This is a genomic window from Actinoplanes regularis (genome assembly GCF_900188005.1).
In the GTDB taxonomy this organism is placed as follows: domain Bacteria; phylum Actinomycetota; class Actinomycetes; order Mycobacteriales; family Micromonosporaceae; genus Actinoplanes; species Actinoplanes regularis.
In genome coordinates this window covers 45778-57400 of record NZ_FZNR01000019.1, presented here as the reverse complement: position 1 = coordinate 57400, position 11623 = coordinate 45778, and the positions used below count along the sequence as shown (strand labels likewise).

Sequence of the window (11623 nt, the reverse complement as noted above, 5' to 3'; positions counted from 1 at the left end):
TGAGCCAACCGATTCGCTCGCAAGCTCGCTCATGACAGGACCCGGACGGTCCTGGCGGTCAGGTCGACGGCGAGGTCCCCGAAGTACAGCCAGGCGCCGTCGCGGACCCGGCCCTGGAACGTGACGCACCGGTCCACCGCACACGCGGCGCCGTCGCCGGTCGCCGGCGGGTTGAGCAGCGCGCCCGCGTTCACGTCGAGCTGCGCCGGGCTGGTCAGGTTCCGGTTGGTGGACCTGCGGTAGGCCTCCCGGATCGGCGCGCCGGCGGGCGAGGTGAGCAGCAGGTGCAGCGCGTGGATCTGTTCCGTCCCCGACGGCGGGGCCTGTACCCCGCCGCCGGTGCGCTCGGTGACGGCGCCGGTGACGAGGTCGGCGACCTGCAGCACCTGCACGTTCGCGGCGTAGTCGTACGACGTGACGGCGACCTTGCGGCCGCCGGGCTCGGCGGAGGCCGCGGCGGCGAGGAACTCGTAGCCGGTCGAGCCGTCCACCCGCCGGCCCGGGTTCTTCTGGTGCCGCACCGCGAGCCAGCGGGCGTAGCCGATCTCGCCGGGGGTCAGGGCGTCGAAGGGCTTGCCGATCCTCGGCTTGGCGGTGGGCATGCCCTCGGGAAGCGGCGGGCGCGTCGCCGACAGCGCCCGATCGATCTGCCGCGCCCGTTCGGTGACGCTTTCCGGGCCCGGTTCCGCCCCGCGCTGGGCGGGGCCGGCCAGGACGTGGCCGGCGAGGCCCGCTCCGGCGAAGAGTGCGGCCAGCGCCACCGGCCGCCGCAGTCTCTTCCAGGAAAAATCTCGCACTCGATCTCCTCCGCGAACCCGGACCGGCGGCGCGGCGACCGCGCTTGATCAAGTGTCGGGAGTTCCAGCAGAGCAGACCAGGATGAAACTGGCATTTGCCAGCATTTCACCACATCGGGCTAGCGGCAATAGGATCGGACCATGAGCGTCCCCGCGGAGATCACCGCCAGCAAGCAGATCAACCTGACCACCTACCGCAAGGACGGCACCCCGGTGCCGACCCCGGTCTGGCACGTGGTGCAGGGCAACACCCTGACCACCGTCTCGGGCGCCGACGCGTGGAAGGTCAAGCGCATCCGCAACAACCCGCAGGTCGAGGTCACCGCCTGCGACATCCGCGGCAAGGTCGCTCCGGGCGCCCGATCGGTGCGGGGCACCGCCGTTCTCCTGCCGCTCACCGAGACCGAGAACGCGCGCCGCCTCATGGAGAGCCGCTACGTCTCCGCGCGCATCGGCGGCTGGTTCACCCGGGTCTTCCACATCAAGCGCCCGGCGGCCGTGGGCATCGTCATCACCCTCTGACCGCCGGAGCCGCGGCGAGGTGGCCGATCACCTCGCGGGCGTCGTCCTCGATGCCGCTGAGGAAGGTCGAGCGACGGCGGCGCAGCAGCGGCAGGCCGAGCGCGTACAGCCCGGGGCTGTCGACGACGCCGCCCTCGTGGCGCAACCGGCCCTTCTCGTCGACAACCGGCACGTCGAGCCAGCTGTAGTCGGGCCGGAACCCGGTCGCCCACACGATCGTCGCGATCTCGCCGCGACCCAGGTCGAGCCGCAGACGCGCGGCGGGCGGGACCCGGGTCGGCGGGAGTTCCGCTTCCGGTCGCAGGCCGGCCCACTCGTCGAAGCCGGCCAGCAGGCGCCGCATCTTCAGATCGGCGAGGGAACAGACGTTGCGCAGGCCGCCGGAGAAGAGCAGCACATCATCGCGTACGGCGGCGAGGCGCCCAACCAGCTCGACACCGAGGCCGGTGAGCGCGTTCAGGTCGAGCGTCGCCCGCTCGGGGGTGCCGGCGAGCTGCGGTGACGGAAGCCGGCGGGCCCGCGTGAGGTCGTCGACCTCGTCGTAGCGCTGGTCCCACACGCCGGAGGCGTCCATCCACCACAGCACGTCGCGGTCGCGGTGCAGGCGGGGCATTCGGACGTGCTCGCCCACCGACAGGATCACCGGCCGGCCGGACCGGCGCAGCTCGGCGGCGATCTGCACACCGGTCGCGGACGCGCCGACGACCAGCACGCCGCCCTCGCCGAGATCCTCCGGGCCCCGGTAGCCGAACGGGGTCAGCTGCCGCACCCCGGCCGGGACGGCGGCGGCGAACGCGGGCACGACGGGCACGTTGCACGCTCCGGTGGCCAGCACGACCGACCGGCACGACAGCTCACCACCGCTGGTGACGACGTGGTATCCGGTGCCGGCCCGCCGGATGGCGGTGACGGCCGTGCCGGTCCGCACCGGGGCCCGTGTGACGCCGGCGAAGTGCTCGATGAACTCGGCCACCTCGCCGGAGGTCATGTACCCGTCCGGGTCCGGGCCGCTGTAGTGGTGGCCCGGCAGCCGGCTCAGCCAGTTCGGCGTGAGCAGCCGCAGTGAGTCCCAGCGCTCACGCCGCCACGAGTTCGCGACCTCGCCGCGCTCGAGGACGACGTGCTCGATGGATCGGCCGGTCAGAAAGTGGCTGGCCGCCAGCCCGGCGTGTCCCGCGCCGACGACGACCGTGGTCACCCGTTCGATGGGTCAGGCCACTTCGACCGTGACGCTGGTCGGATTGGTCAGCGCGTCGTAGACCGCCGACCGCTTCTGCGACTGCGCGACGAGGGCCTCGATCTCCTCCGCGGAGGCGTCCGCGTCGATCTTGAAAGTCACCTTGATGTCGTTGAAGCCGTTGCGGACGTCGCTGTCGGCCCCGAGGATGCCGCGGATGTCATGACCGCCCTCCACCGTGGACTCGACCGAGCGCAACTGGATGCCGCGATTCTGCGCGACCGACGCCACGCCGGCGGTGAGGCAGCTCGCCAGGCCGACGAGCAGGTATTCGATCGGGGTGATGCCGTTGTCCTCGGCGGCGAAGATCTCCGGGTGATCCGCGGCGAACACGGATTCACTCTTGTGGGTCTGTTCCTGGCCAAGGCCGAAGAACTTCTCGATACTGGTGGTGCTGTGCGCGCCCTTCTGCCACTTGCTGGACGCGCGCCAGGTGAACTGGGCCGCTTCCGGGGCCCCTTTGAGCGCTTCCCGCGCCTCGAGCAGCGCTTGAACGTTGACTCCGTTATCGATGGTGGCCATGACCTGGAATCCTTCCCCTCCACCGATAGTTCTACAAGACCCATCGGGGTACTAGACATAACGGCCGGGCCTGACCTAACTTCGGGAGGTTATGGACCCCGGATCCGTCGGCACCGTCGAGACTCGATACCTGGACCTGCCGACGCCGCTGCGGCTCGACTCGGGCCGGGAACTGCGGCAGGTCCGGGTCGCCTACGAGACGTACGGCACCCTGTCACCGGCCCGCGACAACGTGATCCTGGTCTGCCACGCGCTCAGCGGTGACGCCCACGCGGCGGGAATCGCGGCGACACCCCCGGCCGAGAGCACCCGCGACGGGTTCGGAGCCGCCGCGGACCCCAAGGGGATCGGCTGGTGGGACGGCATGATCGGGCCGGGCAAGGCGTTCGACACCGACCGCTTCCTCGTCGTCTCCACGAATCTGCTCGGCGGCTGCCGCGGCACGACCGGTCCGTCCTCCGTCGACCCGGCGACCGGCCGGCCGTACGGATCGGACTTCCCGGTCCTCACCGTCGCCGACATGGTGCGCTGCGAGCGGGCGTTCCTGGACGTGCTCGGGATCGAACGACTGGCCGCGGTGGCCGGCGGCTCACTCGGCGGGATGCAGGCCCTGCAGTGGGCGGTCCTCTTCCCCGACCAGGTCGACGCCATCGTGGTGATCGCCTCCACCCACGCCCTGCAACCACAGGGCCTGGCCTGGAACGCGATCGCCCGGGAAGCCATCATGCGCGATCCCGCCTGGCAGGGTGGCGACTACTACGGGACCGGCCGGGCACCCGACGCCGGCATGGGCGTGGCCCGGATGGTCGGACACATCACGTACCTGTCGGCGCCCTCCCTCGACGACCGCTTCGGCCGGAGGCTGCGGTTCGCCGACGACCTGCGCTACACGCTCGCCGAGCCGGAATTCGAGATCGAGAGCTACCTGCACCACCAGGCCGGCTCGTTCGTACGGCGCTTCGACGCCAACACCTACCTGCACCTGTCCCGCGCGCTGACCTACTTCGACCTGGCCCGGGAGCACGGCGGCTCACTGGCGAGCGCGCTGGCCGGGGTACGGGCGCGGACCCTGCTGATCTCGTTCAGCTCCGACTGGCTGTACCCACCGGCGGCGTCGGCCCGGATCGAGCGGGCCCTCGCCGAGACCGGCAAGCCGGTCGAGAACCACCTGATCGAGGCGCCGTACGGCCACGACTGTTTCCTGCTGGAAGAGGCCCGCCAGACGCCCCTCGTCCGCCGATTCCTGAACGGGAGCCGAGCATGAGCGAAGACCACCGGTACGGGTTCGAGACCCGGCAGTTGCACGCCGGGCAGCGGCCCGACCCGAACACCGGCGCCCGCGCGGTGCCGATCTTCCAGACCACCAGTTACGTCTTCGAGGACCCGGAGTCCGCGGCCGCCTACTTCAATCTCCAGGAGTACGGAAACACGTACTCGCGGATCATGAACCCGACCGTCGCCGTCTTCGAGGAACGGGTGGCGAACCTGGAGGGCGGCGCCGGCGCGGTGGCCTTCTCCAGCGGGATCGCGGCACAGGCGGCCGCGTTCTTCACCCTGCTGCAGCCGGGCGACCACGTGGTCGCCTCGGCCGCGCTCTACGGCGGGACGGTGAACCAGTTCAAGCACCTGTTCGGGAAACTGAACGTCGAGCTGACCTGGGTGGACCCGGACGATCCGGAGGAGTGGCGCAAGGCGGTCCGGGCGAACACGAAGGCGTTCTTCGGCGAGACGATCGGCAACCCCGGCGGGAACGTGCTGGACATCGCGGCCGTGGCGACGATCGCGCACGAGCATGACCTGCCGCTGATCGTGGACAACACGTTCGCGACGCCGTACCTGTGCCGCCCGATCGAGTGGGGCGCCGACATCGTGATCCACTCCGCGACGAAGTTCATCGGCGGGCACGGCACCAGCATCGGCGGCGTGGTCGCCGACGCCGGCACGTTCGACTGGTCGAACGGGCGCTTCCCGGTGATCGCGGAGCCCTCCCCCGCGTACCACGGCCTGCGGTTCCACGAGACGTTCGGGACCTACGGCTACCTGATGAAGCTGCGCGCCGAGACCCTGCGTGACCTCGGCGGCGCGCTCGCGCCGCTCAACGCGTTCCTGTTCCTGCAGGGCCTGGAGACGCTGTCGCTGCGGATGGAGCGCCACGTCGCCAACGCCCACAAGGTCGCGGAGTTCCTCGACGCGCACCCGCTCGCCTCGAACGTCACGTACCCGGGCCTGCCCGGCAGCAGGTACCGGCCGCTGGTCGAGAAGTACCTGCCGCTCGGCCCGGGGGCGGTGTTCTCGTTCGACTGCGCCGGCGGCCGCGAAGGCGGGCAGGACCTGATCCGCGGCGTCACGCTCTGGTCGCACCTGGCGAACGTCGGCGACGCGAAGAGCCTGATCATCCACCCGGCCAGCACCACACACCGGCAACTCGGCGACGACGAGCTGCGCGCGGCCGGCGTCGGGCCGGGGACCGTACGGCTGTCGGTCGGCACCGAGTCCGTCGACGATCTGATCTGGGATCTGGAGCAGGCCCTGGAGGGAGCACGATGACCGATCTCGCCCAGTACCAGGACGTCACCACGATCCAGCGGATCCTGCACACCGCGAAGACCGTCGCGATCGTCGGGCTCTCCGCGAACGAGCTGCGGGCCAGCTACTTCGTCGGCTTCTACCTGAAGCGGCACGGCTACCGGGTGATCCCGGTGAACCCCCGGGAGAAGGAGATCCTCGGAGAGCGCGGCTATCCGAGCCTGACGGACCTGCCCGGACCGGTCGACGTGGTCAACGTCTTCCGCGCGCCGGGCGCGCTGCCGCAGATCGCCCGGGACGCGGTGACGATCGGTGCCGGTGCGCTCTGGTGCCAGTTCGGCGTGATCAACGAGGAGGGCAACGCCATCGCCGAGGACGGCGGCCTGGACCTCGTGGTCGATCGCTGCCTCAAGATCGAACACGCCCGCTACGTCGGACGTATGCACTGGCTGGGGTTCAACACCCAGCGGATCACCTCGGTCCGCACCGGCTTGCAGTAGGGCGCCGCGGGCGGTCAGGGCAGGACGAGGGCCCCGGCGTCGAAGCGACCGGGGCCCAGGGCTTACGGGTCAAAAAGCACCGTCCCTTCCGCTGGTTCCCGATTCCTGTGGTGCTGTCCGCCGGTGCCGGAGCCCCTCGCAACTTCCTGGCCCCATTCACGTACGACGGCCGTTCGCCAACAAACTCTGCCGCGAACGTCAGAAAGGCTACGCGCGTCGGTAGAGAATGTCTAGTACCACGAGACCAGATTTTCTCTGAAATCTCGCCGCTTTCAGCGCACGATGATGACGATCTTTCCGGTGGTACGACCGGTCTCACCCGCGGCGTGGGCCCGGGCGCCCTCGGCGAGGGGGAACGTGGCGCAGACGTGGGCACGGAGCCGGCCCCGGTCGACGAGTTCGGCAACGGCACGCATCCCGGCCTGGTCGTGCTCGACCAGCAGCACCACGGCGCGGACCCGCGCCCGTTCCGCCGCGGCCAGGGTGTCCCCGGCGACCGGCAGCAGGGAGACGAGGAGCCCGCCGGGGCGGAGCACCTCCACCGACCGCAGGGTGGTCTCTCCACCCACGGCGTCCAGGACGACGTCGAAACGCTCCCCGCCGCCAGTGAAGTCCCCGGAGTGGTAGTCGATGCAGGAATCCGCGCCCAGCTCGCGCAGGAAGTCATGCTTGGCGGCGCTCGCCGTCCCGGTCACGTGCGCGCCGCGCTCCTTGGCGATCTGTACGGCGAGATGGCCGACACCGCCGGCCGCGGCGTGGATCAGCACCCGCTGCCCGGCCCGGACACCCGCGGTCTCGACCAGCGCCTGCCAGGCGGTCAGCGCGGCCAGCGGCAGCGCGGCCGCCTGGACGTGGTCGATCCCGGCCGGCTTGGCGACGAAGGCGCGGGCCGGACCGGTCACGAACTCGGCGTGCGAGCCGGCCCCGTACGGGTAGGGCAGCATGCCGAACACCTCGTCACCGGGGCGGACGAGGGTGACCCCGAAACCGGTCGCCGCCACGGTGCCGGAGACGTCCCAGCCGAGAGTGAACGGCGGAGGCGGCAGGAAGACGCGCGAGGCGCGGTGTTTGAAATCCGTGGGGTTGAGCCCGGCCGCGTGCACGGCGACGAGGATCTCCCCGGGGCCGGGCGCAGGCCGTGGAAGCTCGGTCAGCCGCAGCACCTCGGGGCCACCGAGGGCCGTCTGGTGCAGGGCGAGCATCACGGGGGCGCCGTCCGGGGAGTCGCGGTTCTCCGGCTTGTCCGTCGAAGTCATTCCTCGATCCTGGCCGCACGGCCCGCCCCGAGGCGATGGCAGGAAGGTCATCCTCCGATACATTCTTGCCATGCGCATCGACCCGGCCGACGACCGCGCGGAGGAACTGGACCGCTGGATGCACCCGGTGCCGCGACCCGGCGCGCACCGGGTCGTCGTCCTCGCCCTCGACGGCGTCTACCCCTTCGAGCTCGGCATCCCGCACCGGGTCCTAGGCTCCGCCGGCGGCCGCTACGAGGTGCTGACCGCGAGCGTGGACGGCAAGCCCGTGCGCACCGACGCGGACCTGACCGTCATCCCCGGGCACGGCCCCGAGGTGCTGGCCGAGGCGGACACCGTGGTCATCCCGCCGTACGCGATCCCCCTCGCCTTGGCCACCGCCCCGGACCCGCGGGCCCTCGCCGCCCTGTCCCGCGTCCGCCCCGGCACCCGCCTGGTCTCCATCTGCACCGGCGCCTTCCTGCTGGCCGCCGCCGGCCTCCTCGACGGGCGGCGGGTCACCACCCACTGGGCGCTCGCCGGCCGGTTCCGGGAAATGTTCCCCAGGGTCGAACTGGACGCCGACGTGCTCTTCGTCGACCACGGTGATCTGCTGACCTCCGCCGGAGCGGCGAGCGGCGTCGACGTCTGCCTGCACCTGCTGCGCAAGGACCACGGCAGCGAGCTCGCCAACCACGTCGCCCGGTGCTGCGTGGTGCCGCCCTATCGGGACGGCGGGCAGGCGCAGTACATCGAACGGCCGCTGCCGGCGGCAGGCGAAACCGGCACCGGACCGACCCGCGACTGGGCGCTGCGGCGGCTGGAGCTTCCACTGTCGCTGGACGACCTGGCCACGCACGCCGCGATGAGCACCCGGACCTTCGCCCGGCGCTTCGGCGAGGAGACCGGCCTGAGCCCCGGCCGATGGCTGACCCAGCAGCGGCTGCGGCGGGCACGCCAACTGCTGGAGTCGACCGACCTGCCGGTGGAACGGGTCGCCCACGAGGTCGGCTTCGCCACCGCCACCTCCCTGCGGCGGCACCTGGCGGCCGAGGCGGGGGTCGTCCCGTCGGCGTACCGGCGCACGTTCCGCTCCTCGGGCGCCGGCCGCGTGGGGCTGGCACAGCGCTTGGGCCGAGAGGCCTGACCCTGGGACTCCGTTGTTCGTACCGGAGAAATGGTATTGACGCGGTTGATCGGGGCTTCAGGTCAGGCGCGGCACCGCCGCGCCGACGCGGCCGATGATGCTCGCCCGGTCGGTGATGTCGCGGGCATAGATGTACGCCACGGTGAAACCGAGCCCACGCAGCTCGTCCACCTTGCGCACGATGTCGTCGGTGGTCGTGGCCGGGTCCATCGCGAAGATGCCGGTCTTCTCGATCTCGTCGTAATCGCGGCCGACGGCGTCACAGTGCTGACGCAGCACGTTCAGCTTGTGGGCGAGCACCTCGGCGTCGCCGCCGAGATTGCAGGCGTCGGCGTACCGCGCGACCAGGCGCAGCGTCTTCTTCTCACCGCCGCCGCCGATCATCAGGTACGGCCGGGGCCGCTGGATGCTCTGCGGAACGTTGAGCGTGCGGCCGAGCTGGTAGTGCCGGCCCTTGAACTCGCTGTCCGAATCGGACCACATCTGCAGGCAGATCTGGATCGTCTCCTCCAGCCGCTCGAACCGCTCGCTCGCCGGCGGGAACGCGAACCCTAGACCGGTCGACTCCTCGTCGTTCCAGGCGGCGCCGATGCCCAGCCCGACCCGCCCGCCGGAGAGCACGTCGAGCGTGCTGATCTGCTTGGCCAGCAGGCCCGGCTCGCGGTAGGTCACACCGGTGACCAGCGCGTGCAGCCGCGCCCGGGTGGTGTGCGCGGCGATGAAACCCAGCGTGGCGTACGCCTCCAGCATCTCGTGGTCGACCGGGCCGACACCGGTGATCTGCCAGAAGTGATCCATCACGGTGATCCTGGCGATGCCGGCGTCCTCGGCGGCGCGCACGTGCCCGGCGAGCGCCGGGCCCAGCCGGGCCGGGCCGTCACTCCAGGTGAAGTCGGCGATGTGCAGACCCAGTTCCATCAGACTCGCTCCTCGGTCCGGTCGGACGGTTCACCCTCTGGATCCTGCCCGAGATCCGCGCCGCGTGCTGACCTGATCGCGGACGGGCGGGCGGCTCAGCCCGGTGCGCTCCGGTTTGCCGGGTGGGCCCGCAGCAGGCCGTCGGCGGCGGACTCCTGAGCGAACAGGGCGGCCGCGAGCTGAGCCGGCGCCACGGTGATCTCGACCGTCTCCGCATCGCCGGCACCGTCCCAGTCGTTACCGACAACCGCGTCGCTGCCACCAGCCTTGTCGCTGCCACCAGCCGGGTTGTTGCTCACCGGCCGGGTTGTTGCTCACCGGCCGGCTTGTTGCTCACCGCCACATCGCCTAAAGCATCCTAGGAACCTAGTGGTTTGTCTGCTGCAACGACCCGGCCGCGACCGCGCGGACGCAGAGCAACTGGATCCCGTTCCGGTTCGCGGAGCGAACGATGTCGTTGTCGCGCGCCCCAGATCAAGAGCGGACGTCAGGGCAGGGCGCCGAGTCCGGCCAGTAGCTCGATCCGCTCCTCCTGGTCCAGAACCTGGTAGATCGGCTCGTCGCGACGGTTGGTCTCGTCCTCGATGGCTTGCCGTTCAGGACCGGCGGGCAGCGCCCTCAGCTGCTCCAGGGTCAGGCCGGCGGCCTGCCACGCCGCCCGGTGCGCGTCCGCGCGGTGGTGGCGCAGCGCACCCAGCCGGGTCGTCAGGCGCACCGCCGGCGACGCGTCCACCGGCTCGTACACCGGTGTCAGCGCCCGGAAGGCCGGGCCTCCGGTGGCCTGCCCCGCCGCCAGCAGCCGCCCCACCAGATCGGCGAGACGGGGCAGCGCGGCCGGTCCGGGCAGCACCGAGTCGAACGGCGGGCCGGGATTCCAGCGCTCGGCCGCGGCTTCGCCGAGCGCCCGCTGCACGGCCAGCGCCACGGCCCGGCCACGGTCGGTGAGCCGCCACGTCCCGTCGGCGTCCACCACCGCGGTGCCCTGCTCCACCTGCGTGGCCATGTCCGCACCGCTGTAGGTGGTCGCCGCCGCGAAGCTCTCCGCCGGCATGGGGCGGGCAAGCAGGCCGAAGTAGAAGCTGCTCTCGAAGCCGGGTCGCAGGTCGTGCTCGGCGTAGACGGCCAGGACGCGATCACGGCCGCTCGATCGGGCTCCGACGTAGACCCGGTCGAGGACCGGCCTGATTCTCCCCGCGTAGCTCATGGCCACAGAGGTTAGCCGTGGCAGGAAAGGTGGGATCTTCGACATTGCCGCCGTCGCCGCCGGGCAGCAGGCTGGGTGGCATGTCTGGCCGTGACATACTGATCCTGCTGTTCGCGGGTGTGCAGAGTCTGGACGTGACCGGCCCGCTGGAGGTGTTCGCGGGCGCCGGTCCGTCGGCGTACCACGTGACCACCGCCGGTCCGGGCGGTGCTCCGGTGCGGACGTCGAGCGGCCTGACCCTCGTGCCGGACCGGGATCTCGCCGACGTGGCGGCACCGGACACCGTGGTCGTCCCCGGCGGCGAGGGCACCCGTGAGCCGAATCCGTCCATCGTCGAGTGGCTGCGCGCGCACGCGTCCGGGGCCCGGCGGGTGGTCTCGGTGTGCAGCGGCGCGTTCCTCCTGGCCGAGGCCGGTCTGCTGGCCGGACGCCGGGCCACCAGCCACTGGCGGGTCTGCGACACCCTGGCCCGGCGGTACCCCGACGTCACCGTTGACCCCCAACCGATCTTCGTACGGGACGGGTCGATCGCCACGTCGGCCGGGGTGACCGCCGGCCTCGATCTCGCACTGGCTCTGGTCGAGGAGGACCTCGGCCGGGACGCGGCCCTGGAGATCGCCCGCCACCTGGTGGTGTTCCTGCGCCGACCGGCCAACCAGACCCAGCTCAGCGCTCAGCTCTCCGCCCAGCTCGCGACCCGTCCCGGCCTGCGTGAGGTGCAGCGGTGGATCGCCGACAACCCGCACGCGGATCTGAGCGTGACCGCTCTGGCCCAGCGCGCCAACCTGTCACCCCGGCAGTTCGCACGGGCGTTCGCCGCCGAGGTGGGCGAGCCGCCGGGTCGTTACGTCGGGCGGGTACGGGTGGAGACCGCCCGCCGCCTGCTGGAGGAGACCGACGACGGCGTCGACCGGATCGCCGGCCGCTGCGGGTACGGAACAGCCGAGGCGATGCGCCGCGCCATGGTGCGCGCGCTGGGCGTCCCGGCCGCCGAGTACCGGCGCCGATTCTGATT

The 11623-nt window shown here is 71.4% G+C and carries 13 protein-coding genes; 6 read left to right on the top strand and 7 right to left on the bottom strand.

Annotated elements, in window-relative coordinates; genetic code table 11:
- Nucleotides 1-29: 29 nt before the first annotated feature.
- Complete coding sequence (locus CHC09_RS34515; protein WP_143232770.1) at nt 30-797, bottom strand: hypothetical protein; 768 nt, start codon at nt 795-797, stop codon at nt 30-32.
- 141 nt (nt 798-938) lie between these two features.
- On the opposite strand from CHC09_RS34515, the gene CHC09_RS34510 reads away from it, so the two are divergent.
- Nucleotides 939-1319 carry a PPOX class F420-dependent oxidoreductase gene (locus tag CHC09_RS34510; RefSeq protein WP_089297454.1) on the top strand — a complete coding sequence of 127 codons (381 nt, stop codon included), beginning with the start codon at nt 939-941 and terminating at the stop codon, nt 1317-1319.
- Here CHC09_RS34510 and CHC09_RS34505 read toward each other — a convergent pair.
- Complete coding sequence (locus tag CHC09_RS34505) at nt 1309-2517, bottom strand: NAD(P)-binding domain-containing protein (protein WP_203833323.1); 1209 nt, start codon at nt 2515-2517, stop codon at nt 1309-1311. The genes CHC09_RS34510 and CHC09_RS34505 overlap by 11 nt on opposite strands.
- Nucleotides 2518-2529: 12 nt before the next feature.
- The gene (locus CHC09_RS34500; RefSeq protein ID WP_089297452.1) at nt 2530-3078 is read right to left on the bottom strand and encodes an OsmC family protein; all 549 of its coding nucleotides are present in this window, start codon (nt 3076-3078) and stop codon (nt 2530-2532) included.
- Nucleotides 3079-3169: 91 nt separating this feature from the next.
- Here CHC09_RS34500 and metX point away from each other — a divergent pair, with 91 nt between their 5' ends.
- Genes metX through CHC09_RS34485 form a run of 3 tightly spaced genes read left to right on the top strand, consistent with a single transcriptional unit; the run spans nt 3170 to nt 6104 of the window.
- Entirely contained in the window at nt 3170-4342 is a 1173-nt protein-coding gene (gene metX, locus CHC09_RS34495; protein WP_089297451.1) for a homoserine O-acetyltransferase MetX, read from the top strand.
- On the top strand, nt 4339-5625 hold the full coding sequence (locus CHC09_RS34490; RefSeq protein ID WP_089297450.1) for an O-acetylhomoserine aminocarboxypropyltransferase/cysteine synthase family protein: 1287 nt from the start codon (nt 4339-4341) through the stop codon (nt 5623-5625). Before metX ends, CHC09_RS34490 begins: the two co-directional genes overlap by 4 nt.
- A complete protein-coding gene (locus CHC09_RS34485; protein WP_089297449.1) occupies nt 5622-6104 on the top strand; it encodes a CoA-binding protein in 483 nt (160 codons plus the stop codon). Before CHC09_RS34490 ends, CHC09_RS34485 begins: the two co-directional genes overlap by 4 nt.
- 272 nt (nt 6105-6376) lie before the next feature.
- Here CHC09_RS34485 and CHC09_RS34480 read toward each other — a convergent pair whose 3' ends face one another.
- Nucleotides 6377-7360, bottom strand: coding sequence for an NADP-dependent oxidoreductase (locus CHC09_RS34480; protein ID WP_089297448.1), 984 nt, complete (start codon nt 7358-7360; stop codon nt 6377-6379).
- A gap of 70 nt (nt 7361-7430) precedes the next feature.
- On the opposite strand from CHC09_RS34480, the gene CHC09_RS34475 reads away from it, so the two are divergent.
- Complete coding sequence (locus CHC09_RS34475) at nt 7431-8486, top strand: GlxA family transcriptional regulator (protein WP_089297447.1); 1056 nt, start codon at nt 7431-7433, stop codon at nt 8484-8486.
- A gap of 57 nt (nt 8487-8543) precedes the next feature.
- On the opposite strand, the gene CHC09_RS34470 is transcribed toward CHC09_RS34475, so the two are convergent.
- From CHC09_RS34470 to CHC09_RS34460, 3 genes are all read right to left on the bottom strand, one after another.
- A complete protein-coding gene (locus CHC09_RS34470) occupies nt 8544-9404 on the bottom strand; it encodes an LLM class F420-dependent oxidoreductase (protein ID WP_089297446.1) in 861 nt (286 codons plus the stop codon).
- Nucleotides 9405-9499: 95 nt separating this feature from the next.
- Entirely contained in the window at nt 9500-9703 is a 204-nt protein-coding gene (locus CHC09_RS34465) for a hypothetical protein (RefSeq protein WP_089297445.1), read from the bottom strand.
- Between the two features lie 188 nt (nt 9704-9891).
- Nucleotides 9892-10608, bottom strand: coding sequence for a hypothetical protein (locus tag CHC09_RS34460; RefSeq protein WP_089297554.1), 717 nt, complete (start codon nt 10606-10608; stop codon nt 9892-9894).
- Between the two features lie 80 nt (nt 10609-10688).
- Between CHC09_RS34460 and CHC09_RS34455 the strand changes: the two genes are divergently transcribed.
- A complete protein-coding gene (locus CHC09_RS34455; RefSeq protein ID WP_089297553.1) occupies nt 10689-11621 on the top strand; it encodes a GlxA family transcriptional regulator in 933 nt (310 codons plus the stop codon).
- The last annotated feature ends 2 nt before the right edge of the window (nt 11622-11623 follow it).